The organism is Mesorhizobium sp. M00.F.Ca.ET.216.01.1.1 (genome assembly GCF_004010325.2).
Classification (GTDB): domain Bacteria; phylum Pseudomonadota; class Alphaproteobacteria; order Rhizobiales; family Rhizobiaceae; genus Mesorhizobium.
Genome location: NZ_SADR02000008.1, coordinates 73,115 through 99,683 on the forward strand (window position 1 = coordinate 73,115; position 26,569 = coordinate 99,683).

15 protein-coding genes and 1 pseudogene are annotated in these 26,569 nt (G+C 64.6%); 7 read left to right on the forward strand and 9 right to left on the reverse strand.

Features of this window, described 5'->3' with window-relative positions:
* Positions 1 to 97: 97 nt before the first annotated feature.
* The 6 genes and pseudogenes from EN859_RS12690 to EN859_RS12715 all read left to right on the forward strand — a co-directional run bounded on the left by EN859_RS12690 (position 98) and on the right by EN859_RS12715 (position 6,759).
* Complete coding sequence (locus tag EN859_RS12690) at positions 98 to 1,402, forward strand: Xaa-Pro peptidase family protein (RefSeq protein WP_127854438.1); 1,305 nt, start codon at positions 98 to 100, stop codon at positions 1,400 to 1,402.
* Between the two features lie 43 nt (positions 1,403 to 1,445).
* Positions 1,446 to 2,123: an isochorismatase family protein gene (locus EN859_RS12695; protein ID WP_127854439.1), complete on the forward strand. Its 678-nt coding sequence runs from the start codon at positions 1,446 to 1,448 to the stop codon at positions 2,121 to 2,123.
* Positions 2,124 to 2,141: 18 nt separating this feature from the next.
* Complete coding sequence (locus EN859_RS12700) at positions 2,142 to 3,113, forward strand: alpha/beta hydrolase (protein WP_127854440.1); 972 nt, start codon at positions 2,142 to 2,144, stop codon at positions 3,111 to 3,113.
* Positions 3,114 to 3,303: 190 nt separating this feature from the next.
* Positions 3,304 to 4,944, forward strand: coding sequence for an ABC transporter substrate-binding protein (locus EN859_RS12705; RefSeq protein WP_127854441.1), 1,641 nt, complete (start codon positions 3,304 to 3,306; stop codon positions 4,942 to 4,944).
* A gap of 85 nt (positions 4,945 to 5,029) precedes the next feature.
* A pseudogene (locus EN859_RS12710) lies at positions 5,030 to 5,437 on the forward strand (isochorismatase family cysteine hydrolase); the annotation flags it as partial.
* A complete protein-coding gene (locus EN859_RS12715; RefSeq protein ID WP_127854443.1) occupies positions 5,437 to 6,759 on the forward strand; it encodes a glutamine synthetase in 1,323 nt (440 codons plus the stop codon). The pseudogene EN859_RS12710 and the gene EN859_RS12715, both read left to right, overlap by 1 nt.
* A gap of 82 nt (positions 6,760 to 6,841) precedes the next feature.
* Here the strand turns inward: EN859_RS12715 and EN859_RS12720 are convergent, their stop codons facing one another.
* Entirely contained in the window at positions 6,842 to 7,528 is a 687-nt protein-coding gene (locus tag EN859_RS12720) for a D-lyxose/D-mannose family sugar isomerase (RefSeq protein WP_127854444.1), read from the reverse strand.
* Positions 7,529 to 7,674: 146 nt separating this feature from the next.
* Here EN859_RS12720 and EN859_RS12725 point away from each other — a divergent pair, with 146 nt between their 5' ends.
* Positions 7,675 to 8,733, forward strand: coding sequence for a D-TA family PLP-dependent enzyme (locus tag EN859_RS12725; RefSeq protein WP_127854445.1), 1,059 nt, complete (start codon positions 7,675 to 7,677; stop codon positions 8,731 to 8,733).
* Between the two features lie 13 nt (positions 8,734 to 8,746).
* On the opposite strand, the gene EN859_RS12730 is transcribed toward EN859_RS12725, so the two are convergent.
* From EN859_RS12730 to hutI, 8 genes are all read right to left on the reverse strand, one after another.
* Positions 8,747 to 9,502 (reverse strand): heme ABC transporter permease, encoded by a 756-nt coding sequence (locus EN859_RS12730; protein ID WP_127854446.1) that lies wholly within the window; start codon positions 9,500 to 9,502, stop codon positions 8,747 to 8,749.
* Positions 9,503 to 9,607: 105 nt separating this feature from the next.
* Positions 9,608 to 11,377: a glucan ABC transporter ATP-binding protein/ permease gene (locus EN859_RS12735; RefSeq protein WP_127854447.1), complete on the reverse strand. Its 1,770-nt coding sequence runs from the start codon at positions 11,375 to 11,377 to the stop codon at positions 9,608 to 9,610.
* 363 nt (positions 11,378 to 11,740) lie between these two features.
* Positions 11,741 to 20,329, reverse strand: coding sequence for a glucoamylase family protein (locus tag EN859_RS12740; RefSeq protein WP_127854448.1), 8,589 nt, complete (start codon positions 20,327 to 20,329; stop codon positions 11,741 to 11,743).
* Positions 20,330 to 20,597: 268 nt separating this feature from the next.
* A complete protein-coding gene (locus EN859_RS12745) occupies positions 20,598 to 21,185 on the reverse strand; it encodes a HutD family protein (protein ID WP_127854449.1) in 588 nt (195 codons plus the stop codon).
* An 8-nt stretch (positions 21,186 to 21,193) separates the two neighbouring features.
* Entirely contained in the window at positions 21,194 to 22,864 is a 1,671-nt protein-coding gene (gene hutU / locus EN859_RS12750; RefSeq protein ID WP_127854450.1) for a urocanate hydratase, read from the reverse strand.
* 40 nt (positions 22,865 to 22,904) lie between these two features.
* Entirely contained in the window at positions 22,905 to 23,723 is an 819-nt protein-coding gene (hutG, locus tag EN859_RS12755) for an N-formylglutamate deformylase (RefSeq protein WP_127854451.1), read from the reverse strand.
* Between the two features lie 46 nt (positions 23,724 to 23,769).
* On the reverse strand, positions 23,770 to 25,305 hold the full coding sequence (gene hutH / locus EN859_RS12760) for a histidine ammonia-lyase (RefSeq protein ID WP_127854452.1): 1,536 nt from the start codon (positions 25,303 to 25,305) through the stop codon (positions 23,770 to 23,772).
* Positions 25,302 to 26,552, reverse strand: coding sequence for an imidazolonepropionase (gene hutI / locus EN859_RS12765; RefSeq protein WP_127854453.1), 1,251 nt, complete (start codon positions 26,550 to 26,552; stop codon positions 25,302 to 25,304). Before hutI ends, hutH begins: the two co-directional genes overlap by 4 nt.
* Positions 26,553 to 26,569: the final 17 nt, after the last annotated feature.

Consider the following 26,569-nt stretch of genomic DNA (forward strand, 5'->3'; position numbering starts at 1 on the left):
TTGACATGCTTGGCTCATCTTCCGGGCTTGTTTTTATGCATGTCGTTATCCCAAAACCGCTGCGCACTTTTGGGCGACGTGCTTCAGGAGGCACCCCATGAGCATTGTTGTTTTTGACCCCGACAGCACCGAGGACGTCGACTTCAGGGATCGCATGCGCCACCCGGCCGCAGCAGATCCGGCCGGCGGCATGTGGCTGTCGGATACCGAGCCGTCCTTCATCGACGCGGATGCGCTGCGCAAAGGCCGGCTGGCCAAGCTGCGCGCCTGGATGCGCGAAGCCGGCTATGGCGGCGTGGTTTTGTTCGACCCCTACAACCAGCGCTACGCCACCGGCTCGCGCAACATGTTCGGCTATTTCCTGCGCAACTCGACCCGCTATTTCTTCATCCCGACATCGGGGCCGATCGTGCTGTTCGAATATCCGCAGAGCTACCACGTCTCGATGGTGCTCGACACGATCGACGAGGCGCGTCCGTCCAAGCTGGTCTGGTCCTCGGTATCTGGTCGCGACGACGAAACCGCGGGTCCCTTCGCCGACGAGATCGCCGAGCTGCTCAAGACGCATGGCGGCGGCTCGATGAAGCTCGGCCTCGACCGCTGCGGCCATTTGCAAGCGCTGGCGCTGGAAAAGCGCGGCTGCGAGGTCCGGGATTGCCAGGGCGAGATCCTGGCGGTGCGGGCAGTCAAGACGCCCGAAGAAGTAAAGTGCCTGCAGGTGTCGATGGCCGGCGCGGAAGCCGCCGTCTCGGCGGTGCGCGAGGCGATCAAGCCCGGCGTATCCGAAAACGACCTGTTCGCCATCATGTACCACGAGGTGATCCGGCAAGGCGGCGAGTTCATCGAAACCCGGCTGCTCACCTCTGGCCAGCGCACCAACCCGTGGTTCAACGAGGCTAGCGGCCGCAAGATCAGGCCGGGCGAGCTTTTGGCGCTCGATACCGATACGATCGGTTGCTACGGCTATTATTCTGACTTCTCGCGCACCTTCCGCTGCGGGCCGGGCAGGCCGACCGACTATCAGAAGTCGCTCTACCGCATGGCGCACGACCAGGTTCAGCACAACATCTCGATCGTGAAGCCGGGCATGGCGTTTCGCGAAATCGCCGAAAAGGCCTGGAAGATCCCAGACCGCTTCGTCGACCAGCGCTACACCTCGGTGATGCACGGCGTCGGCATGCACGGCGAGACGCCGTTCATCGCGCACGCCATGGATTACGAGACCTATGGCCGCGACGGTGTCATCGTGCCCGGCATGGTGGTGAGCGTCGAGAGCTACATCGGCGAGAAAGGCGGGCGCGAAGGCGTCAAGCTGGAGGACGAGATCCTGATCACCGAGACCGGGACGGAGCTTCTGTCGCGTTTTCCCTATGAGGACGATTTTCTTGACAAGCAGATTTGAATATTGACAGGCAGATTTGAACTTTTTCGACAGGCGGATTTGAATGAAGAGCCCGATCTCGATCACGCGCGGCAAGGTGGCGGCGGCATTCATCGATCTCCAGGAGGAGCATCGCCAGGACAAGCGCTATCTCGTCGAGGGTTTTGGCGACATCCTCGCCAACGTCCAGCGCCTGCAGGCCGCGGCGCGCCGCAACTACGTGCCGCTCTACCATTGGGCCTATATCGTCGATCTTGCCAAGGCGCGGCCGTTCCATCCGGTCGAGGCCGACGGCAAGTCGGCTTTCTCCGACAAGGACGATCCACTGACGGCGATCTGTGCGGAAGTGGCGCCGGGGCCGGGCGAGACGATGCTGGTCAAGACCGCAGCCAGCGCCTTCAGTGCAAGCCCTGCCGTCGACCGGCTCAAGGCTGACGGCATCGAGTGGCTGGTCATTGCCGGCGTGTGGACCGAGGCCTGTATCGATGCCAGCGTCAAGGATGCGGTGGCGCTCGGCTTTCGCGTCCTGCTGGTCAAGGATGCCTGCGGCAGCGCCAGCACGGCGATGCACCAGACCGGCATCCTCAATCTTGCCAACCGGCTCTATGGCGGCGCCGTCACCAATACCCTCGACGCCTGCCGGCTGATATCAGGCGATACGGTCACCGTCTGGCAGGTCGAAGGCTCGGTGCCTTTGCGCTTCACCTTTGAAAACGCGGCCCAGCTTTATAGCGAGCTGTAACGCCAGGATCGGATTGCGATGGGCACGATCCGCCAAATTATACAGCGGGGAAAATACGCGACGCTGCTCGATCCGGCGCTGCGGGACTACATCGACCGCGTCAACGACTGGTATCCCTCTGAAATCATCGACCTGCCGATCGACAAACAGCGGGCGGTCTACGACGCGATGTGCCGGGCTTTCCATGAGGGCCATCCGGCCGGCGTCGAGGCCAGCGACAGCACGATTGCCGCCGGCGGCCATGCAATCCCGATCCGACGCTATCAGCTGGCGGGCAAGGCGCCGCAAGCGATCGTCGTCTATTATCATGGCGGCGGCTTCGTCCTCGGCGGGCTCGACAGCCATGACGACATCTGCGCCGAGATCTGCGCCGGCACCGGCTTTGCACTACTGTCCGCCGACTACCGGCTGGCGCCGGAATATCCGCACCCTGCAGCGTTCGATGACGCGCTGGCCGTGTTCGAATGGGCGGCGCAGACAAGCGATCTGCCGATCGTGCTCTGCGGCGAGAGCGCTGGTGGCAACCTTGCCGCCGCCGTTGCGCAAGCGACGCGTCACCACCCTCGCCGCGCCGTCGGCCAGGTGCTGATCTATCCCGACCTCGGCGGCGACGGCGGTTCCCACATGGAGCACGCCGAAGCGCCTTTGCTGACGCAGCGAGATGTCGAATTCTATCGCAAAATCAGGTCGGGCCCGGCGCAATCGCATGACGACCCGACGTTTTCGCCGCTCGGCGACACCGATTTCTCCGGCCTGCCGCCGACATTCATCATCACCGCCGAGTGCGATCCGCTGTCGTCGGACGGCGAGGCCTATCGCGACCGCATCATCGCCGCCGGTGGTCATGCCCGGTGGCACGAGGAGCCGCGCCTGGTGCACAGTTTCCTGCGTGCCCGCAAAACCGTGGCGCGCGCCGGCGAGGCTTTTGTGCGCATCCTGACTGCGATCGCCTCGGTCGTCACGCTCGGCAAGGATGAGCGCGTCGATTGAAGGTGCTTGGCCGTTCTCTGGGCGTCGCGCCAGCCGCACCCGCGCTGCGGAGCAGCGCACAAGAACTGCGGAAACACGAACATTTCGCCGGGAAGGCCGGCACTATCATCCGGTGTGGCCAAGAGTGCCCCGGCGAAACGCGTCCGCCCCCACGACGCGATCGGCCGGCGCCCGCAAGGAGAGATCGACGATGAAGTTCATGCTGACCAAGAGAGAATTGCATCCGCAGGCCGAGCCCGTCGCCATCGGGTTCAAGAAGGGCCAGATGAACCGGCGCGAATATCTCGCCACCATGGCCGCGCTCGGCGTCAGTGCCGCCGGCGCGCTGGCGCTCGGCGGCCTTGCGCCCTCCCCGGCCAGAGCCGACGAACCCAAGCGCGGCGGCGTCTTGCGCGTCGCCATGAACGTCAAGGGCTGGAAGGATCCGCGCACCTTCGACGGCGTCGAAATGTCCAACGTGGCGCGCCAGTGCAACGAATATCTGGTTCGCTGGAACCGCGATTTCACCTTCGAGCCATGGCTGCTCGAAAGCTGGGAGACCAGCGACGACGCCCGCGTGCTGACGCTGCATGTCCGCAAGGGCATCACCTGGTCGAACGGCGACACCTTCAACGCCGACGACGTCATCCACAATCTGACGCGCTGGTGCGACGCCGGCGTTGCCGGCAATTCGGTCGCCGCGCGCATGGGCGCGCTGATCAATGCCGACACCAAGAAACCGGTCGACGGCGGCATCGAGCGTGTCGACGATTTCACCGTGCGGCTCAATTTGCCGAAGCCCGACATTTCGCTGATTGCCGGCATGGCCGACTACCCGGCGCTGATCATGCATCGCAGCTATGATGGCGACGGCGACCCGATGAAGGCTCTGGCGATCACCACCGGACCATGCGAGCTGGTCAAATGGGACGCCGAAGTCGGCGCCGAGGTGCGCCGCAAGGACAAGCCGTGGTGGAAGGGCGACTTCTACCTCGACGGCATCAAATGGGTCGACTACGGCTCCGATCCCAACGCGATGCTGTCGGCTTTTGAATCGGGCGAGATCGACACCGATCACGAAACCGCCGCCGACACGGTTTCGGAAACGGACGCGATGGGCCTCGGCAATTCCGAGATTGCCACCGGCTCGACGATCGTGGCGCGTTTCAACATCGGCAATCCGCCCTATGACGACATCAAGGTGCGGCGCGCGGCGCAACTCGCCGTCGACAACGCTGCTGTGCTGAAGATCGGCATGGACAACCGCGGCAAGCCTGCCGAGAACCACCATGTCGGCCCGATGCATCCCGAATATGCCGATATCGGCCCGGCCGTCCGCAAGGTCGACGAAGCCAAGGCGCTGCTTGCCGAAGCTGGAAAGGCCGACCACGAATACGATCTGATTTCCGTCGACGTCGACTGGCAGAAGAGCACCGCCGACGCAATTGCCGCGCAGATGCGCGAGGCCGGGCTGAAGATCAAGCGCACCGTGCTGCCGGCGGCGACGTTCTGGAACGACTGGAGCAAATACCCGTTCTCCTGCACCGAATGGCTCGGCCGGCCGCTGGGCGTGCAGGTGCTGGCGCTCGCCTATAAATCAGGCGCGGCGTGGAACGAGAGCGCCTACGCCAATCCGGAGTTCGACAGTCTGCTCGACAAAGCGCTGGCGACGCCGGACGCCGGCGCCCGCAAGGAGATCATGGCCAAGATCGAGCAGAATTTGCGCGATGCCGGCATCATCATCCAGCCTTACTGGCGTTCGGTCTACCGGACATACCGCAAAGGCGTGCATGGCTGCGAGCAGCACCAGGCGCTGGAGCAGCATTTCGAGAAGGTCTGGCTGGAAGCCTGAGCCTGCCTACTACGCCGCGGGTGCCGTGGCCGGCATTGCTGCACGAAGCGGCATGCCGAACAGGTCGCGGCTCGTCGGGGTCGGCCTGACGGAAGATGGCCGCGACCGCTCGCTGGACCACAAGCTGACGCCGATCCATATTGCGCCTAGCCGGCCGGAAGGCCTGCCGGTGCCGTCGCTGGCGCGGGTCGGCGACGAGATTATGCTGCAGAAGACGTCGTCGGGCGTGTTCAACTCGACCAACATCGACTATGTGCTGAAGAACCTCGGCGTGCGTTATCTTGTCGTTGCCGGCATCATGACCGACCAGTGCGTCGACATGGCGGTGAGTGACGCCGCCGATCGCGGCTATCTGGTGACCTGCGTGTCGGACGCCTGCGCCGCCGCCACGCAGGAGCGTCATGACGGCGCGCTCAAGACCTTTGGCGGCTATTGCTGGCTTGCCGACACAGCCACCGTCGCCGCCCGCTTCGACATTCTGGGAAATGCCTGATGACATCGACAGTGGAACCGCTCGTTGCCGTCGTCACCACCGATCTCTCCGCCATCACGCGCGGCCGATCGGTGGTCGAAAGCAAGCTGCAGAAGATCGCCGCCACCGGCGTAGGCTGGCTGCAGGCCAATCTGGCGCTGACGCCGTTCAACTCCGTCATCGATCCCAATCCCTGGGGTTCGTCCGGCGATCTCAGGCTGGTGCCCGACCTCAACGCGCGGTTCCGGACGGCTTTGACCGGATCGGCGACGCCGTTCGACATGGTCGCCGGCAACATCGTCGAACTCGACGGCAGCCCATGGCTCGGCTGCACGCGGACCATGCTTCGGGACGCGCTGGCGGAGCTGAAGGCTGCAACCGGCGTTTCCGTCATCGCCGCCTTCGAGCATGAATTCAACATCGCCGACGCCAACCTGGCGCCAGGTCATTCGCTGTCCTTCGCCGCGCTGCGCCGCGCCGACCCCTTCGCCCCCAATTTGATGGCGGCGCTGGAGGAAGCCGGCGTCGCGCCCGAAGTGGTGATCGCCGAGTTCGGCAACGAGCAGTTCGAGGTGACACACGAGCCTGCCGATGCGCTTGTAGCAGCCGACCGCGCCGTCGCCATCCGCGAGATCACGCGCGAAGTCGCACGCAACGCCGGCTGGCGGGCCAGCTTCGCGCCCAAACCTGCTCCCGATGCGATCGGCAACGGAGTCCACATCCATTTCAGCTTTGTCGACGAAGCCGGCAAGCCAGCGACCTACGACCCGGCACGTCCGGGCGGCCTTTCCAACTGGGCCGGCGCCTTCTGTGCCGGCGTGCTGCGCCATCTGCCGGCGATTACCGCCATGACGGCGGCGAGCGTATCGTCCTACTACCGCCTGAAGCCGCACAGCTGGAGCTCGTCCTATACCTGGCTCGCCGACCGTGACCGCGAGGCCAGCCTGCGCATCTGCCCGACGGTGACGATCGCCGGACGCGATCCGGCGCGACAGTACAATGTCGAGTACCGGGCCGCCGACGCAACCGGCAATCCCTATCTGTCGCTGGCGGCCATCGTGCGCGCCGGACTGGAAGGGCTGAAGGCCAAGCTGCCGACGCCGCCCCTGGTCAGCGGCGACCCAACGCTGATGAGCGAGGCGGAGCGGGCAAAGCTCGGTCTGGTGCGATTGCCAGAAACCCTGCCAGCGGCGCTCGATGCGCTCACCGCCGACCGCACCGTCACCGGATGGTTCGCGCCGATCTTCGTCGAGACCTTTGTCGGCCTCAAGCGGCATGAAACCGAGCGTCTTGCCGGCCTCGATCCGGCTTCGGTCTGCAACCTCTACCGAACGCTCTATTGATGGCCTTCCAACGTGAAGACGTGATGCGGCAGGCGTGCGTTGGCTGCCGGAATGGCAGCTCAGCCGCAACCAGACAGCCGGCCTACCCCACCCACTTCTCGTAGTCGGACACCAGCAGGTATAACGGCGCGACGTCCTCGTCGATATTGGAGAAGCGGCCGATCGGCTCGCGGAAGACGTTGTCGGTGAGATCGTCATTGACGGTCGAAACCTCGCCGATCAGCACATCCTTGCCCTCGGCCCAGAAGGCATGCCAGACGCCCGGCAGCAGCGTGACGCTCTCGCCCGGATCGAGCTTCAGCAGTCCGCCCGCCGGTAGTTTGCGGATGGTGCCGTCGACCGGTACCGACACTTCGGCCTTCGGATCGACGCCGCCATCGGCATCTGGCATGAACAGTTCCAGCACCAGCTTGCCGCCGCCGCGGTTAATGATGTCCTCGGCCTTGATGTTGTGACGGTGCATCGGCGACAGCTGTTCCTTGCGCGAGATCATGATCTTCTCTGCATAGAGCATGCCCTTGCCCTTCTTCATGTCCTCGTAGCGGCCGTTGCGGACGGTGAACAGGAAGAGGCCGAGCTCGTCGAACTTCTCCTGGCCGTAGTCGGTGATGTCCCAGCCGAGCCGCGCGGAAAAAATGCCCGACGAGCTTTGCCGGCGCGCCTTCATCTCCTCCGGGCTCCAGTAGGCGAAGGGCGGCATGATATAGCCGAACGAGCGGATGAAGGCGTCGGCGTCGCGGATGATGTCGTTGATGGCGGAGCGTTTCATGGTCGTGGTTCCTTCCCGTCGCTTTCTGCAGCGAGGACCGCATAGCCGAACGCCGCTCCGGTGTCGACGTAAACTGCAGTACTGGCCTCATGACATCCGGTACGATCAGCGCCATAAGTTCAAGCGAATTCGCAGGGCGATACTCCATGCCGAGCATAGACGATCTTGATACACCGGCGATCCTGATCGACGTCGGCCGCGCCGAAGCCAACATCGCGCGGGCGCAGGCCCATGCCGACCGCCACGGGTTGAAGCTCAGGCCGCACATCAAGACCCACAAGCTGCCCTACTGGGCAAAGAAGCAGGTAGCGGCCGGCGCCGTCGGTATCACCTGCCAGAAGATCGGCGAGGCCGAGGTGATGGCCGATGCCGGGCTTGCCGATATTTTTCTTCCTTACAACATCCTTGGCAAGGCCAAGCTGGAGCGCCTCAAGGCACTGCACCGGCGCGTGACGCTGTCGGTGACATCAGACAGCATGGCAACGCTCGATGGACTTGCCGCCACCTTCACCGATCCCGGCCACCGCTTGCCGGTGCTGGTGGAATGCGACACCGGCGCGGGCCGTTGCGGCGTCCAGTCCACCAGCGAGGCGATTGCGCTGGCCAAAGAGATCGACAAGGCCAGGGGGATCGTCTTCGGCGGGCTGATGACCTATCCGGCGGCGGGCCGCGCCGGCGAAGCCGAGGCGTGGCTCGCAGATGCGCGCCAGGCACTTGCCGCGTCCGGTCTTGCCTGCGAACGCATCTCCAGCGGCGGCACGCCGGATATGTGGCGCTCGGGCGAAGATTCCGTCGTCACCGAATACCGCCCCGGCACCTACATCTATCTCGACCGCTACCAGGTCGCCAAAGGCGTCGGCAGCCTTGACGATTGCGCGCTGACGGTGCTGTCGACGGTGGTCAGCCACCCGACGCCGACGCGGGCCATCCTCGACGCCGGCAGCAAGGCCTTGTCCAGCGACACGCTGGGGCTCGCCGATTTCGGCGAATTGCTGGGCGTTTTGGGCGCCAGGGTGACAGGCCTCAGCGAGGAACACGGCAACGTGACGCTTTCGGGCGACGCCAGGCTGCGTATTGGCGAGCGGGTGCGCGTCGTGCCCGACCATGCCTGCGTCGTCAGCAACCTGTTCGACGAGGTGCACCTGATCGACGGCGAAAAGGTGCTGGAGACGCTGCCCGTGGCGGCGCGCGGCCGCATGGGCTGAATCTTGTTGCTGACTACCGTTCGACTTGCCTCGCCGCGACGCGGCGCATGGAAATGACGCGGCGGCGCCGGATCTCCGTGCGCATCGCCATCAGGTGCAGGGCGAAGAACAGCACGGTGAAGCCAAGAGCCATCACCAGCAACGGCCACAGCAGGCTTGGGTCGATGGTCGGCCCGCCAAGCCGGAACACCGAAGCCGGCTGATGCAGCGTGTTCCACCAGTCGACCGAGAATTTGATGATCGGGATGTTGATGAAGCCGACCAGCGTGATGATTGCGGCGGCCCAGGCGGCACGCCCGGCATCATCGAGCGCCCGGGTCAGCGCGATGATGCCGAGATACATCAGGAACAGGATGAAGACCGAGGTCAGCCGCGCGTCCCACACCCACCAGGTACCCCACATCGGCTTGCCCCAGATCGAGCCGGTGACCAGCGCAAGCGCGGTGAAGACCGCGCCGATGGGTGCGGCCGACTTCAGCGCCACGTCGGCCAGCGGGTGACGCCAGACCAGTGTGCCCAGCGCCGAAACCGCCATCAGCGTGTAGCACATCATGGCGAGCCAGGCGAAAGGCACGTGAATGTACATGATGCGCACGGTGATGCCTTGCTGGAAGTCCTCCGGCGCCGTGAAGCTCATATAGAGCCCGATTGCCAGGACGATGGCGGCGATGGCGGCCAGCCAAGGGACAACCTTGTCGGCCAGTCCGACAAACCGGGTCGGGTTGGCCAGATCCATCCAGCCGCTGAGGCGTGAAGTCGTGTCACTCATGCGGCCTTACATAAACCGGCGGTGCGTTTGGAGCAATCGAGTGGTGGTGTCGCGGACCGGGTCTTTCCCTTCTCCCCTTGTGGGAGAAGGAAGAGGCGCCGCTGCTTAGGCAGCTTCGTTCACCGGACGGCTGAGGCGGCGAACCTCCTCGTCGTTGAGCAGGCCGCCGGCGCGCAGCAGGCTGGCAAAGCGGCCATTGCGCAGTGACAACTCGACGAAACCACCCATTTCGACCACCTTGCCCTTGTCCATGAACACGACCAGGTCGGCGTCGCGAACGGTGGTCAGGCGGTGGGCGATGATGAAGGTGGTGCGGTCGCGCCGCAATTCGTCGATCGCTTCCTTGACGCGGTCCTCGGTCTCGACATCGAGCGCGCTGGTCGCCTCGTCGAGCACCAGGATGGGCGCATCCTTCAGCACGGCGCGGGCGATGGCGATACGTTGGCGCTCGCCGCCCGAAAGCTGTCCGCCACGCTCGCCGACGACCGTGTCGTAGCCTTCGCTCTTCGACAGGATGAAATCCTGCGCGGCTGCGGCATTGGCTGCGGCATGGACCTCGTCATAGGTCGCTTCGGCACGGCCGACGCGGATGTTGTCCTCGATCGAACGGTTGAGCAGGCCTGCATCCTGGAAGACGGTGGCGATCGAGTGGCGCAGCGACTTGCGGGTCACCGTGCGGGTGTCGATGCCGTCGATCAGGATGCGGCCGTTGGACGGCGTGAAGACGCGCTGCAACAAATTGATGAGCGTGGTCTTGCCTGCGCCCGTCGGGCCGACGATGGCCACGGTCTGGCCGGCCTGGACCTCGAACGACACGTCGTCGATGCCCTGCCCCGAATTGGCGAATTCGAAGCTGACGTTCTCGAAACGCACATGACCGGTGACGTTGACGAGGTCGCGCAGCCCGTCAGGCTCGACGGCATCGGCCGCGGAATCCTCGAGGTGGTAGAATTCCTCGAGCTTGGCCCGCGCCTCGGAAATCTGGTTGGCGAAAGCCGACATCTGGTCGAGCCGGGCGATCAGCAATGTGGCAAAGCCGGTAAAGGCGACGACGTCACCGACACGGAGCTGGCCGTGCATAACCAGATAGGAGCCGATCAGGAGCACGACCATCATCGAGATGGTCGACGACAGGCGATGCAGCGCGTTGGCAAGAGCCCACCAGTCGAGCACCGGATTCTGCGCGTCGAGCAGGTTCTTGACGTAGCGCTTCAAGGTGTCGGTCTCGTGGCCGATGCGGTTGTAGCTCTGCAGCACGGCGACGTTGCTGACCGAGTCGGTCACATGAGCGAACACCTGGTGGTAGTGCCGCTCCACAGCCGCCTGTCCTTCCTTGGTACGGCGCATTACCAGCCGCCCGATGCCGACATAGAGACCGCCCAACCCGAGCAGGACCATCGACATGCGGATATCCATGCTGAGCGCCGTCGGCACCAGCAGGACGAGTGCGACCGCCGTGGACAGATGCTGCCTCATGAACTCGAGCCAGAGGCTGAACAAGGTCTCGACCGCACGCAGAAGCGTATGCAGGGAATTGGACGTGCCGCGCTGATGGTGCCAGGCAAGCGGCATGGTGATCACGCGCTCGAACGACTGGCAAAGAACCTCACTGCGCCGCGCATGGGCAAAGCGGTCGGCGCCGCGCGCCACCAGAACAAAGGCGATGATGTTGAAGGCGCCAATAGCGGCCCACATCGCGAGCGTCGAAAACACCGAGCCGCGGTCCGAAATAGCATCAATCACTCGTCCGAACATGATCGGCTCGAGGATGGCGATAATTGCGAGCGTGACGTTTGCCCCGCAGATAAACGCAACGCGTTTCCTGTCGGCTGCGAGATAACCGAGCGCTCTCCAGTAGATTTGCAGAAGGGACACTTCAGCTACTCCGCCAAATATTTATTGTGCAGTGCATCATTTTTCTGACTCGTATCGTTTGACGCGTCGCAAAACAATGCCCGTCTATCTCTTCCGTTCCCTTTTCGCGAACAAAAGATGACGACGCTGCGAAATTTGCCGTGATCACCTAACGTTTTGAGAAAAAAGGTGAAATGTCAGCCTTGCGGCAAAATCATGGCAGCAGGGAAGTACTGCCACAATTTTAATCAGCAAGGGTCTTGCGCACGATGCCGATAGCCGGATGTCGGCTCTCGGAACGGGTCATGGGCAAATAAAGTGGTCGAGCGCCTTGCCGCGCCACACCTCACCCGGATGTGCGACGGGCGCTTCAAGCAGCTGAATCTACGTCGGTATCCTGACCACCACCTCGGCCTTGTCGCCGGCCTTGGGCTCGAAAGACGAGGCTTTTGTCTTCGTACCATTCACCTCAAGCGAGACGGCTTTGGCCTTCTTGTCGCGGACGACGCGAACCTTGATCTCGGCCCCGAGCATCTTGAGCGTTGCCGAGTAGCCATCCCAATGGCTGGGGAGTTTCGGCCTGAACTGGATGCGCTGTCCGCGGCGTTCTATGCCAAGGATGCTTTCGACCGCGGCGCGGTAAAGCCAGCCGGCCGAGCCGGTGTACCAGGTCCAGCCGCCGCGACCGCCCTTGCCCTCGCCCGCGTAGATATCGGCGGCAACGATGTAGGGCTCGACCCGATACTGCTCGGCCGCAGCCTTATCAAGAGCGTGATTAACCGGGTTGAGCATCGAGAGGCAGCGGTAGGCTTCGTCGGTGCGCCCCATTTCGGCGAGCGCAATGACGAACCATGTCGCCGCATGGGTATACTGGCCGCCGTTTTCGCGTACACCCGGCGGATAGCTCTTGATGTAGCCCGGATCCTTTTCCGTCCTGGAGAAAGGCGGCGTGAACAGCTTGACGATCTTGAGCTCGTCGTCGACGAGCAGCTTCGTCGCCTGCTGCATCGCCGTGGTCGAGCGCGCCGGATCGCCCTCGCCCGACAGCACGCTCCACGACTGGGCGATCGAGTCGATCTTGCACTCTTCCGAGCTGCGCGATCCCAGCGGCGTGCCGTCGTCGAAGCTGCCGCGGCGATACCATTGCCCGTCCCAGGCGGTGTTTTCCAGCGCCCGCTTGAGCACGTCGGCGTGCCTTGTCCAGGCTTGCGCCCGCTTGGTGTCGCCTTGCGCCTTGGCGACGGCGGCAAAGTCGCCCAGCGTCTTCAGCAGGAACCAGCCCAGCCAGACGCTCTCGCCCTTGCCCTGCTCGCCGACACGGTTCATGCCGTCGTTCCAGTCGCCGCCGAGGATCAGCGGCAGGCCGGCGGAGCTGCTGCGCTTGACGGCAAGGTCGAGCGCCCGCGCGCAATGGTCGTAGAGCGAGGCAGTGGCCTTGGAGACTTCCGGAATGAAGAAGGCATCGTGCTCGCCTTCGCCGAGCTCCTGCCCGTCGATGAACGGCAGTTGCTCCGCGAGGATCGCGGTGTCGCCTGTCACCTGCAGGTAGTGTGCGGTGGCATGGGCGAGCCAGACCACGTCATCCGAGATCATGGTGCGCACACCTGCATCGGTGCGCGGCAGCCACCAGTGCTGCACGTCGCCTTCGGGGAACTGCCGCCGCGCGGCATTAAGGATCTGGTCGCGCGCCAGTTTCGGGTCATGCGCAAGCAGGGCCAGCGTGTCTTGCAACTGGTCGCGGAAGCCGAAGGCGCCGCTTGCCTGATAGAAGGCGGAGCGGGCGCGGATGCGGCAGGCAAGGCTCTGATAAGGCAGCCAGTGGTTGACCATGGCGTCGAGCGCCTTATCCGGCGTCTCCACCTGAACGGTGTCGAGAAAGCCTCGCCAGGCGCGTTCGTTGTCGGCCAGCCGCTGATCGAAATCCTTGCCGCGATGCTGCTGCACCAAGGCACTCGCCTCCTTTGACGAGGCCGCGTCGCCGAGCAGCCAGAGCAGCGTTACGTCGCCGCCAGCAGGGATGTCGATGTCGCTGGCGATGGCAGCGCAAGGGTCATCGCCGGCCTCGACCCGGCCCGACAGGCCGGCGCCGCTGAGCACGGCGTGCGGAAACTCGCTGGTGCCATGCCTGCCGATGAACTCGCCACGGTCGGCCGTCACCGAATGCACAGTGCCGGCGGCGGCCAGGAAAGCCACCCGCTCGCCGAAGTCGAGCCCGTAGGGATTTTGCGCCAGCAGCGCTCCCGCCGCGGCGTCCCTCGACGGGATGATGGTCGACGCCGTGTGCGACCGATGTCCGCCAAGCACCCATTCGGCATAGGCATAGACGCGCAGCCGCGCCGGCACCGAACCCGCATTCTGGATGCGCAGCCGAGTGATCTTCACCGGATCGACGGGATCCACCACATGGGTCAGATCCATTGACAGCGGCCCGCGCTTCGAGCGGAAGGTCGAAAAGCCCTGGCCGTGCCACGTTTCGTAAGTCGTCGCAGGATCGCGCACCACGGCGGCCAGCGGCGAAAACGCCTTGCCGCTGGCATGATCGTAAATGTAGATGCCCTCGCCCGGCCGGTTGGTGACCGGATCGTTCGACCACGGTGTCAACTGATAGTCGCGGCTGTTGCGGCTCCAGGTGAAGGCAGCGCCTTCCGCCGAAACATGGAACCCGAACGAGGCGTTGGAGATGACGTTGATCCAGGGCTGTGGCGTCGTGCGCCGGCCGGCGAGACGCACGACATAGTGACGGCCGTCGCTATCGAAGCCGCCAAAACCGTTCCAGTTGCTGAGCCCACTGCCGTCGGCGCTGGCGTCGACCAATGCGGGTACGGCAGATGCCGGCGGCGTCGGAGCCGGCAAGGACGGCTCGCGAAGAGCCGCCGCGCCCGCCGGCAGCAAAGCGTCGCGTGCCTGAAGCGCTGCGGCCTCGGCGCGCTCGAGCTGGTCGAAGATGGTGCCGTTGCGCGTATGCAGCACGACGCGTGCGGCGGCGAGCAGGGTCTTGTAGGTCGCCTCGTCCATCAGGTCGCGGCGCACGGCGAAGATGTGCTGGCGCGGCCCGAGTTCCTTGCCGCGCAGGCGGCTGTTTTCGCATAGCGTCTCGAGCGCCCGCTGCAGGTCCTGCACATAGGATGACGCCTGCTCGTTGACGACGACAAAGTCGATCATCATGCCGCGGGCGCGCATGTATTCCTGGAAGCGCAGCGCCTGGGCGACGATCTCCAGGTCGGCGACGTCGCCGATCCGGACCAGGAAGATCGGGAAGTCACCGGATATGCTGGTCGGCCACAGGCTGGACTGCTTGCCGAGCCCGGACGCGATGGATCCCGCCGGAAGACGCAGGAACGGATCGGGATAGATCAGGTAGCGCGCCAGTTTCTGCACATTGGCGGCATCGGTCAGGCTGAGGCCGAGGTGACGGGTCTGCACCTGCGAACGGGTCCAGGCGAGCATCGCCTGGCGGGCAAAGCTTTCCGGATGATCGAGCCGCGCGATGGCTTCGTCCAGTTCGGCACGGTTGGCGCCGACGATGGTCCAGAAGGTCAGCGAGATCTTCTTGTTGGCCGGCACGCGCACTTGCCGGCGAAGTGCTCCGACCGGGTCCAGCGTAAAGCCGGAGTGGCCGCCGAGCCTGGCACCGGGATCGAACGCGGCGGCATCTGAGATGGTGCGGCCACGACCGATGAAGGCACGGCGGTCGGTCTCCGCCTCGGCGTCGCGCGCCGGTCCTGACGGATCGGTGACGAAATGCACCATGGTGACGTCGGGCTCGTGCTTCTCCCGCTTGCTCCTTGTGGCGAAGATCGCGCCGTTGTTCGCGGCGATTTCCGTTTCCACGAACATCTTCGAGAAGGCCGGATGTGCGTAGTCCGACGCTTCGGAGCCCAGCACCAGCTCGGCAAAGGAGGTCACTTCGATGTGCCGGTCGGTGGCGCCGTCATTGTAGAGCGTCACCCGCCGGCCTTCGCCGTTGCCTTCCGAGATGACGATGCATTCGACCTCCGAACGCAACAATCCCACCGATTTGACGAAGCTCGCCTTGTCGTCGGAGAACAGCGTCTGCACGCGCTCGTCCGTTGCGCGCTTCGGCTCGGCCGTGGCTGACCACCAGTCGCCGGTGCTCGCGTCGCGCAGGAAGATATAGGAGCCGAGCCGGTCCTCTGTCGGGTCCGGCTGCCAGCGCGTGACGGCAAGCTCGCCCCAACGGCTGTAGCCCGAGCCGGTCGCGGTGACCATGACCGAGTAACGGCCGTTGGACATGACGCTGGTCGAACGCAGCGCCCTGATCGGATCGAGCACGACGCGCATGTCCGGGCTCTCGATCTCGGTTTCGTCCTTCGAGCGTTCGTCGGCCTCGGTCCTGACGGTCGCGGTCGGGATGTCGCGCGGCGCCCTTTCCTGCAGCAGCAGCTCGGCCGATTCGATCACCGGATCGCTGTGGAAGCGATCCCGCAGCCGGCCCTCGAAGATGGCGTCGGCAACGGCGGCGATCGACATGCCCGAATGGTGGGCCATGTAGTTCAGCACGACGGCGTGGTCGGTGCCTTCAGGCACGCGCTGCGGCGTGAAATCGACCGCATCGTAAAAGCCGTGTCGGCCGAGCGCGCCGATCGCCCTCAGCCTGGCCAGGTTCTGGACGGATTCGCGCGGCGTGAACTGCGCCGCCAGCACCGTCGCGTAAGGCGCGATCACCGTGTTCTGGCCTAGACCGCGCTTGAGGCCGAGCCCGGGCACGCCGAAATTGGTGTACTGGTAGGTCAGCTCGCGGTCGCGGGCGTTGTAGGCCGCTTCCGAAATCCCCCATGGCACGCTCTTCGAGCGGGCGTACTGGATCTGGCGCTTGATGATCAGCTTGCTGGTCTGGTTGAGGAGGCTGCCATGCGGCTCCTTCATCACCAGCGGCGGCATCAGGTACTCGAACATCGAGCCCGACCAGGACATCAGCGCGCCTTGGAAACCGATCTCGACGATCGGCCGGCCGAGCCGGAACCAGTGTTCGGTCGGCAGGTCGCCCTTGGCGATGGCGAACAGGCTGGTCAGCCGCGCCTCGGAGGCCAGGAGATCGTAGCAGCTTTCGTCGAGCTGGTGTTCCTCGACCCTGTAGCCGATCGACAGCAGCTTGCGCTCCTGCCGCATCAGGAAGGAGAAATCCATCTCGAAGGCGAAGCGACGCGCACGCTCGCGCAAGGTCAGCAGCTTGGCGCGCAAAGCCTCGACGGCGTTGTCGTCGCTATGCGCATCGTGGACATGCGCTTCGCAGGTGGCCTCCAACCTTGCTGCCCAGTCGGCGATGACATCGCTGCGCGGCGACGCGGCCTCGGTGTGGATTGCGGCGGCGAGCTTGCGGATCTCACCGGCCAGCACGGCCAGGTTGATGGTGCGGATGGACGCCATCTCGGGCTGTGCTTTGATCGACAGGACCGCGCGCCGCATGCCGTCGAGGCGATCGGCCAGCCGCTGGCGTAGCGGCCGCAACTGACGGCGGTCGTCGGGCAGTTCCTCGAGGCTTTCGTCGAGGATCGTCACCGTGTCGAGGATGCCTTCGAAATCTCCCTGGAGGTGGACGGAAGGCGCTTCCGCCCATTCGGTACAGGCCGCGGCCACCGCCACCAGATGGCCGGCAAGGTTGCCGCTGTCGACGGCCGAGATATAGAGCGGATAGAGCGGCTTCAGCGTCGTCGTGTCGTACCAGTTGAAGAGATGGCCGCGGCTGCGCGGCATGCTCTCGATCGTCGTCATCGTCGCGTCGATGCGGGTGATGGCGTCGGACAGGCTGATCCAGCCGAAATCGCGCGCTGAAATCACGGACAGGAGATAAACGCCGATGTTGGTCGGCGAGGTGCGCGGCGCCACCACCGGCGCCGGGCTTTCCTGGAAATTGTCGGGCGGCAGGTTGTGGTGCTCGGCCGTCACGAAGGTCTCGAAATAATGCCAGGTGCGCCGGGCGATGGTGCGCAGCGCGTGGATGTCGGCCGCCGATATGCGCAGACGGTCTTCGGTTTCGGCCGAACGGCTGATCCAGCAGGCGATGGCCGGCGAGCCGATCCAGAACAGCGCGAAGAAGAAGGCGACGAAGGCGCCGGTGGAATCGGCCAGCACCGGAATGGCAAGGCCGACGACACCGATGACCACCGCGCCATACATCAAGCCGTAATAGGCGGCGAGATCGTGATCGCCGTTCCTGTGCGCCTGCGAGGCGGTGCGCCATTCGAGCAGGTTCTGGCGGCTGACGAACAGGCGGTAGAACGTGCGGATAACGGCATCGCCCATCATCCAGGCAAGATGGGCCATCAGCACGATCTTCAGTGCCACCAGGGCAGTGCCAAAGACAACGTCGCGCGTCAACGCCGAGAAATGCCCGCGCGGCGTCTGGTCGCCGCTCTTCGGCAGGATGGCGTTGACGATATCGAAGGTCGGCGCCATGAACAGCGTCAGGATCAGCAGTGCTTGCCATTGCGCCGCTTGCGTGAAGGGCAGCAGCGTCCAGCCGGCGATCGCCGCCATCACCCAGAGGATCGGCGTCAGCGAGCGGCGCAAATTGTCGACCATCTTCCAGCGCGACAGCGCCGGCACGCCTGAGCGCGGATCGAGGATGAAGCCGAGAAGCTGCCAGTCGCCGCGCGCCCAGCGATGGTGGCGCGACGCGTCGACGGAATAGCGGGTCGGGTAGTCCTCGACGAGCTCGACGTCGGTGACCAGCGCCGCGCGTGCCAGCGCGCCTTCGAGCAGGTCGTGGCTGAGGATGGTGTTTTCCTCGATACGATCCTTCAGCGCCGCCTCGAAGGCGTCGACGTGATAGAGGCCCTTGCCGGTGAAGGAGCCGTCGCCGAAGACGTCCTGATAAAGGTCCGACACGGCAAAGACGTAGGGATCGAGGCCGCGATTGGCGGAAAAGACCCGCTGGAAGAACGATGCCTCGTCGCCGCTGGTCAGCGACGCGGTAATGCGCGGCTGCAAGATGGTGTAGCCTGCTGTGACCAGGCGCTTGGCCGCATCGAAATGCGGACGGTTGAGCGGGTGGCAAAGCTTGCCGACCAGTGTGGCAACGGCGTCGCGGGTGGTGCGCGTATCGGCATCGAGCGTCATCACATGGACGACATTTTCGGGCAGCGGCATCTCGAGCGGCAGGAAGGTGGTATCACTGTCGCCACGCAACAGAAGGTTCAGCTCGTGCAGCTTGCCACGCTTGCGTTCCCAGCCCATCCAGCAGCCTTGGGCGGAATTGAAGAGCCGCCGCCGGTGCAGGACATAGAAGCGCGGCGCGCCTTCCGACGGATAACGGGCGTTCAGCCGGGCGATCTCGTCGCGGGCAAATTGCAGGATCTCGATATCCGCGGCATCGATTTCGGTCTTGCTGTCCGGCCAGTCCGAAAGCAGCGCGAAATGGATTGGGTCGGCCGTGTTGGCCAGGTGATGCACTTCGATGTTGCGGATGTTCTCCTCGACGTCGTCGCGCGAACCGATCAGCGACGGCACCACGACCAGCGTGCGCGCCTCGGCCGGCATGCCATGCTTGTAGTCATAGCCGATGAGCAGCGTCGGCTTCAGGAACTGCGATACGACGGTGTTGAAGAAGGCCAGCGCGCCTTCGCTGGCCGGCACGGCAAACAGCGCCAGCATCAGTACGATCGACGGCACGGACAGGCCAAGACTGGCAAGCGCGTTGCCGGAGAGGACCAGGAGCAGTACCGTCAGCGCGAATACCGGCACGACGATGCCCAGCCAGCCGGTCTTGCGGAACGCCCGCTTGGTCGCGACGCTGACGGTCGGCCGATAGCCGATCGCCTGTTCCAGCTCCAGCCGGCGCGGGCCGACCAAAAAAAAGCCGACGTCGGTGTGCACCGGCGGATCGGTATCGGCGACGGGGACCTCGGCTCCGGAAGCGTCGACGATCGAGGCATGGCCGGCGAGCTCGATCGCCTTTTCGGCGACGCGAAATTCGGAAAGTTCGGAGCGGCGCGCCAGTTGCTCGATGGCGGTCCGGTACTGGTCGCGCGAGAAGAAATCGAGCGAAGCGAAATCGGTGCGCTCACGCAGAAGGGTATCGATGCGGCTGACGCCTTCGAACCAGACCGTCCAGTCGACGTCGTTGATGAGCCTGAGACCGCGGATGATGTTGCCGGTCGTCACATTGCCGCCGGACAGCGTGCGATGCTCGCTGATGATGATTTCCTCGGCGTCGGAGCCGATCCTCTCAAGCTCACCTTCCAGCCATTCCAGCGCCCTGCCGGCATTCTGCGATCCGTCGCGCAGCCGGTAGAGCAGTTGGGTGGCAAAGGTGGTGTCCTGGGCATGGGGGCCATAATGCGACAGGATCGCCTGCCGGTCGGCGCTGTCGTCGGTCGCCAGCACGCGGTCGGCAACCTCGTTTGCGATCTGGCGCAAATGGCGGGTGCGATTGACGCGCACCGCGATGCGGCGAAGATTTTCGATCAGAACGAAGCGCAACAGTGACGGCAGCGCCCACAGCTCACCGATCTTGAGCGGTTCGACGGACTGAAAGCCCTCGACGATCGCCTTGAACATCGTCGCCGAGACGGAACTGTCGGAATGGGCGACATAGGTCCAGGCCAGCGCCAGCGCGCGCGGCATGCTGGTTCCGTCGGACAGTTTCAGGATCGGCAACTGCCGGTAGAAGCGGCGCGGCAGGTCGCGTTTGACCTGGAAAATGGTTTCCTCTACCAGATAATTGTTGTCGAGCAGCCATTGCGCCGCCGGCGTGATCGTTTCCCCCCTCGCCTGGGCGGCGTTAGTCGAGCGGTAGACGTCGAGAATCTTCCGGGCGCTGTCGCGGACGCGTGCCTGGAAGTCGAACGGCGTCAGGCCGAACAAATCCTTCACGTCGCCGCTGGCAAGGCTTTCACCCAGTGCGCGCAGGCGGTCTTCCGGCAGGAAATTGGAGCGTATCGGCTCGTCCGTGACAGCCGGGAAGCTCGTGCTCGCCTTGTTGATCTGTGCGGGATTCGTCTGGATATTCATTGAAAATTCCGTAAGGGGGCACCTCTGCGGCGTCACCGCCACGGCAATGTCCCTAAAACCGATTCAAATGCAATTGGTTGCATCGCGAACACTTGGCCGAAAGTTTGTCTCCGCACCACGACAGGGCGTCATCTTTCGACAACTGGAGGACGAGCGCCTCACGCTCCCGTCCGGGTTTGATCGACGGAAGGAATCGGGCTTTTTCGTGATGCAGGCAACAGCTTACGCGATATTTTGCCAGCGTCGCGATCATGTTTCGAAACAAGCGTTAATCGTTGCCGGCAACACGATGGATGCGAACGACGAACAGCGTCGCGTCCTCAGCCGGCTCCAGGCGCAGTTTTGGCGCCCCCTGCCCGAGCAGGAGCGCATCGAGTGGCCCGATACGGACAGATTCGTCGCCGGTCACGGTGATGCCGCCGCCGAGGGACAGGATAAGGGTTGTGTCGGCCACTGGCTGGACGTCCGTGGGAGCCGAAATGACAAGACGCTCCACCACATGGATCATCCGTCCGCGCTGAGTCATGACGTTGAGATCGGTGATCGGACCGGCTATCAGCGCAGCCCCGGTCGGCACGTCGGCCGAAAAGGAAAACGGGGCGGAGGCGCCCGTCAGCTCCGTCGGTGAATGGCCGGCGACATCAAGCACGATCCCCTGTCCTGCCAGCACGGCGAGCGTGCGGTCGACACCGGCAAAGCTGGAGAACGGTCCGCTACATTCGACCCTCGCCATGGAGACGCGCCAGTCGAAATCGTCGAGCCCTGCGCCATCAGGCGAGATGGCGATTTCCGTCGTCACGCCGCCGCCGTTCTTCCACGGCATCGAGCGGTATTCGGCGGCCCGAAGGATGCGCAAGGCGCGGCTCAGCCGAGGATGCCCGGCAGATTGAGCTGGTGCTCCCTGGCGCAGGCGATCGCGATGTCGTAGCCGGCATCGGCGTGACGCATGACGCCGGTCGCCGGGTCGTTCCACAAGACCCGCTTCAGGCGTTTTGCCGCTTCGCGCGTACCGTCGGCGACGATGACCATGCCGGCATGCTGGGAAAAACCCATGCCGACACCGCCGCCATGATGCAGCGACACCCAGGTGGCGCCGGAGGCAGTGTTGAGCAGCGCGTTGAGCAACGGCCAGTCGGACACGGCATCGGAGCCGTCCTTCATCGATTCGGTCTCGCGGTTCGGCGAGGCGACCGAGCCGGAATCGAGGTGGTCGCGACCAATGACCACCGGTGCCTTCAGTTCGCCCTTCGCCACCATCTCGTTGAAGGCGAGGCCGAGCCGGTGGCGGTCGCCGAGGCCGACCCAGCAGATGCGCGCCGGCAGGCCCTGGAAAGCGATGCGCTCGCGTGCCATGTCGAGCCAGTTGTGCAGATGGGTGTTGCCGGGTGTCAGCTCGCGCACTTTGGCGTCGGTCTTGTAGATGTCCTCGGGATCGCCGGAGAGCGCCGCCCAGCGGAACGGGCCGATGCCGCGGCAAAACAGCGGGCGGATATAGGCCGGCACGAATCCCGGAAAGGCAAAGGCGTTCTCGAACCCTTCCTCCTTCGCCACCTGGCGAATGTTGTTGCCGTAGTCGAGCGTCGGAACGCCGGCGTTCCAGAACGCCACCATCGCCTCAACATGCTCGCGCATCGATGACCGCGCTGCCTTTTCGACCGCTTTCGGATCGGATGTCCGCTTCTCGCGCCATTCGGCAAGCGACCAACCCTTGGGCAGGTAGCCGTTCAACGGGTCATGTGCCGAGGTCTGGTCGGTGACCAGGTCGGGCCGCACGCCGCGCCGCACCAGTTCCGGCACGAGCTCGGCGGCGTTGCCGACCAGGCCGACCGACTTCGCCTCGCCGGCCCGGGTCCAGCGCTCGATCTTTTCCAGCGCCTCGTCCAGCGTATCTGCGCGCTCGTCGACATAGCGGGTGCGCAACCGGAAATCGATGCGGTCGGGATCGCATTCGATGGCAAGGCAGCAGGCGCCAGCCATCACCGCGGCGAGCGGCTGGGCGCCGCCCATGCCGCCAAGGCCGCCGGTCAGGATCCACTTGCCCTTGAGATCGCCGCCATAATGCTGGCGGCCGGCCTCGACGAAGGTCTCGTAGGTGCCCTGCACAATGCCTTGCGTGCCGATGTAGATCCACGAGCCGGCCGTCATCTGGCCGTACATCATCAGGCCCCTTCTATCGAGCTCGTTGAATTTTTCCCACGTCGCCCAGTGCGGCACGAGGTTGGAATTGGCGATCAGCACGCGCGGCGCATCGGCGTGGGTGCGAAACACGCCGACGGGCTTGCCGGACTGCACCAGCAACGTCTCGTCGTCTCCAAGCGTCTTCAGCGAGGCGACGATGCGGTCGAAATCGTTCCAGGTGCGCGCCGCCCGGCCGATGCCGCCATAGACGACCAACTCGTTGGGGTTTTCGGCGACGTCCGGATCGAGGTTGTTCATCAGCATGCGCAACGGCGCTTCCGTCAGCCAAGTGCGGGCGTTGAGCTCGCTGCCGCGCGGGCTGCGGACTTCGCGGATGTTGTGGCGAGGATCGGTCATGGCGTCATTGTCCTTTTCGAATGAGGTGCACGGCGGCGCGTCAGCGCTCAGCCCAGTCGATCGCGCTTTCCAAAATATTTTTCAGCGTGACGCGGATCGGCAGGGCGAAGTCGGCATCGTAAGGCACCGGCCAATTGACGGGCTCGCCCTTCCCCTCGGGCTCGCGCATATAGCCGCGGTTGGAGAGTTCCATCTGCAGGGCATGGACGCCATTTTGCGGCTGGCCGAAATGGCGCGTGATCCAGCCGCCCTTGAAGCGGCCGTTGATCACAAAAGTCTCGCCGGTCTCGGCCAGGATCTGGCCGACCATTGCCTGCAGGGCCGGATCGGCGCTCTTGCCGTCATTGGTGCCGAGATTGAAGACCGGCAACGTGCCCTCGAACAGGCGCGGCAGCACCGAGCGGATCGAATGGCAGTCGTAGACGACGATCCTCTCGTGCAAGACGCGCAGCCGGTCAATCTCGGCCTGCAAGGCGGCATGATAGGGCGCGAAGTATTTTTCGCGGCGCTCGTCGATCTCCGACGCATCAGGCTCTTCGCCTTCGCGATAGAGCGGATCTCCGTCGAAGGTTTCGGTCGGGCAGAGACCGGTCGTCGCCTGGCCGGGATAGAGCGAGGCGCCAGACGGGTCGCGATTGACGTCGATGACGGTGCGCGAGATCGCCGTGTGCACCACCGTCGCGCCGAGGTCTTCGGCGAAATCATAGAGCTTGTCGATCCACCAGTCGGCATCGCGGCGGCCGAGCCAGGGCGAGACCAGGCGGTTCTCGAGGCCAACGAGGTCGATGCCGGTGTGCGGAATCGAGACCAGCAGGGGCGCCGCGCCTTGGCTGACGGTGAGCCAGGAGGGTAAAGTCATGAGAGATCTCCCTGCCTTGGAACGCGACCTGTGACGGTGTACAGTCTCATGACGTAATTCCCGGCAACTTCACTGCGCCTACCGCTTCCACCGCCGCGCCGCTGCGCACCATGGCAATGGACTTTTCCATGTCGGGGTGAAAGTGCCGGTCGTTGTCGAGATGCGGAACTTCCGTCCTGACCAGCCTGCGTACCGCTTCAAGTGCTGCACTCGACACCAGCGGTGCGTGGAAATCGCAGCCTTGCGCTGCCGCCAGCAATTCGATGCCGATCACGGCGGTCGCATTCTCGACCATGCCGATGAGGCGGCGCGCACCATGCGCGGCCATCGAGACGTGGTCCTCCTGGTTGGCCGAGGTCGGGATCGAATCGACGCTGGCCGGATGGGCCTTCTGCTTGTTTTCCGAAACGAGCGCTGCCGCCGTCACCTGCGGGATCATAAAGCCGGAATTCAGCCCCGGCTTTGGCGTCAGGAACGCCGGCATGCCGGACAGCGCCGGATCGACCAGCATAGCGATGCGCCGCTCCGACAGCGAGCCGATCTCGCAGACGGCGAGCGCGATCATGTCGGCGGCGAAAGCCACCGGCTCGGCGTGGAAATTGCCGCCTGACAAAGCTGTGTCGTCGTCGGCGAAGATCAGCGGATTGTCGGTGACGCCGTTGGCCTCGGTGGCGAGCGTATCGGCGGCCTTGCGCAGCACGTCGAGCGCGGCGCCCATCACCTGTGGCTGGCAGCGCAGGCAGTACGGATCCTGTACGCGCTCGTCGCCAACCCGGTGCGATTCACGGATAGCGCTGCCGGCCATCAGGTTGCGCAACGCCTCGGCGGTCTCGATCTGGCAGCGATGTTTTCGTAGCAGATGGATGCGCGGATCGAAAGGGGCGTCGGAGCCCCTGGCGGCATCGGTCGACAGCGCGCCGGCGACCAGCGCCGATTGGTAGAGCACTTCGGCGTCGAACAGGGCGGCCAACGCATAGGCGGTCGAGAACTGCGTGCCGTTGAGCAGCGCCAGGCCTTCCTTGGCGCCCAAGGTCACCGGTTCCAGCCCATGCGAGACAAAGGCGACCTTGGCCGGAAAACGGCCATGCGGAGTGAAGCATTCGCCGACGCCGATCATCACCGCCGTCATATGCGACAGCGGCGCGAGATCGCCGGAAGCGCCGACGGAGCCTTGCGCCGGCACCACCGGAATGACGTCGTTGGCCAGCATCGCTTCAAGCAGTTCGACTGTCCCCGGCTGCACGCCGGACGCGCCCTGCGCCAAGCTAGCCAGCTTCAGCGCCATCATCAGCCGGGCGACCGCGACCGGCATCGGCTCGCCGACACCGGCGGCATGCGACAACACGATGTTTCGCTGCAATGTTTCGAGGTCGGCGGCGGGGATGCGGACACTGGCCAGCTTACCGAAACCGGTGTTGATGCCATAGACCGGCTCACCCTTGGCGACGATCCTGGCCACCGCCTCGGCACTGGCCCTGATCTTCGGCCGGCAGGCAGCGTCCAGCTTCGGCACGGCGCCGCGATAGATGGCGCGCCAGTCGGCCAGCGTCGCATTGCCGGGCTTGAGCTTGAGTTCGGTCATTGTCCCCTCCAGATGCGGGTATGCAGCGGGTTGAAGCCCATGCGGTAGACGAGTTCGGCCAGGCGCTCGATGTCCCAGATCGCCAGGTCGGCCGATTTTCCAGCCTCCAGCGTACCGGTCTGTCCGAGCAGCCCGACCGCGCGGGCAGCCTCGCGGGTGACGCCGGCCAAGCATTCGTCGACCGTCAGGCCGAACAAGGTCGCCGCCATGTTCATGGTCAGCAGCAGCGAAGTCAGCGGCGAGGTGCCTGGATTGCAGTCGGTGGCGACCGCCATCCTGACGCCATGCTGGCGGAACATTGCGACCGGCGGCTTCTTGGTCTCGCGGATGAAGTAATAGGCGCCGGGCAGGATCGTTGCCACGGTTCCGGCCGCGGCCATCGTTGCCGCGCCGGCCTCGTCGGTATATTCGAGGTGGTCGGCCGACAGCGCGCCATAGCGCGCGGCGAGTTCGGCGCCATGCAGGTTGGACAGCTGGTCGGCGTGGAGCTTGACTGGCAGGCCCGCTGCCTTCGCTGCGTCGAACACACGGGAAATCTGCGCGGGTGAAAAGGCGATGCCCTCGCAAAAGCCGTCGACGGCGTCGGCCAGTCCATCGGCCGCAACTGCCGGCAGGATTGTCCCGGCGACGAGATCGACAAAAGCGTCCTTGTCGCCTTTGGCTTCGGGCGGCAGCGCGTGAGCGCCGAGGAAACTCGTCCTGACCGTTACCGGGCGCCTTTCGCCCAGCCGCCGTGCGGCGCGCAGCGACTTCTTCTCGTTTTCGAGGTCGAGACCGTAGCCAGACTTGATCTCGACGGTGGTGACGCCTTCGGCGATCAGCGCATCGAGGCGCGGCAGCGATTGCGTGACCAGTTCGCCTTCGCTGGCGGTGCGCAGCGCCCTGACCGAGGAGACGATGCCGCCGCCGGCTTTGGCGACCTCTTCATAGGTGGCGCCGGCCAGCCGCATTTCGAATTCGTTGGCGCGGTTGCCAGCATGGACCAGATGAGTGTGGCAGTCGATCAGGCCCGGCGTGATCCAACGGCCTTCGCAGTCGAACGTGTCTACGTCTTTGCCCAGTGCTGTGGGGCCGAGCGCTGCGGGCATGTCGGCTTCCGGACCGGCATAGATGATCCGGCCATCCCGTGCGACGATCGAGCCCTGCTCAACGATGCCAAGCCCAGCCGCGCCTTCGGCCATGGTCGCCAGGCGTGCGTTGCGCCATATGCGGACCGCCCCTGTCCGGCTTTTGCTCTCTCCATCCATCATTTTTTCCGTTTCAA

Excerpts from the sequence above, each read along its gene's own strand:
- EN859_RS12730 (WP_127854446.1), bottom strand. The coding sequence starts at position 9,502 with ATGAGTGACACGACTTCACGCCTCAGCGGCTGGATGGATCTGGCCAAC.
- EN859_RS12740 (WP_127854448.1), bottom strand. The coding sequence starts at position 20,329 with ATGAATATCCAGACGAATCCCGCACAGATCAACAAGGCGAGCACGAGC.
- EN859_RS12720 (WP_127854444.1), bottom strand. The coding sequence starts at position 7,528 with ATGAAACGCTCCGCCATCAACGACATCATCCGCGACGCCGACGCCTTC.
- EN859_RS12705 (WP_127854441.1), top strand. The coding sequence starts at position 3,304 with ATGAAGTTCATGCTGACCAAGAGAGAATTGCATCCGCAGGCCGAGCCC.
- hutH (WP_127854452.1), bottom strand. The coding sequence starts at position 25,305 with ATGACCGAACTCAAGCTCAAGCCCGGCAATGCGACGCTGGCCGACTGG.
- hutI (WP_127854453.1), bottom strand. The coding sequence starts at position 26,552 with ATGGATGGAGAGAGCAAAAGCCGGACAGGGGCGGTCCGCATATGGCGC.
- EN859_RS12700 (WP_127854440.1), top strand. The coding sequence starts at position 2,142 with ATGGGCACGATCCGCCAAATTATACAGCGGGGAAAATACGCGACGCTG.
- hutG (WP_127854451.1), bottom strand. The coding sequence starts at position 23,723 with ATGACTTTACCCTCCTGGCTCACCGTCAGCCAAGGCGCGGCGCCCCTG.
- EN859_RS12725 (WP_127854445.1), top strand. The coding sequence starts at position 7,675 with ATGCCGAGCATAGACGATCTTGATACACCGGCGATCCTGATCGACGTC.
- EN859_RS12690 (WP_127854438.1), top strand. The coding sequence starts at position 98 with ATGAGCATTGTTGTTTTTGACCCCGACAGCACCGAGGACGTCGACTTC.
- hutU (WP_127854450.1), bottom strand. The coding sequence starts at position 22,864 with ATGACCGATCCTCGCCACAACATCCGCGAAGTCCGCAGCCCGCGCGGC.
- EN859_RS12695 (WP_127854439.1), top strand. The coding sequence starts at position 1,446 with ATGAAGAGCCCGATCTCGATCACGCGCGGCAAGGTGGCGGCGGCATTC.
- EN859_RS12715 (WP_127854443.1), top strand. The coding sequence starts at position 5,437 with ATGACATCGACAGTGGAACCGCTCGTTGCCGTCGTCACCACCGATCTC.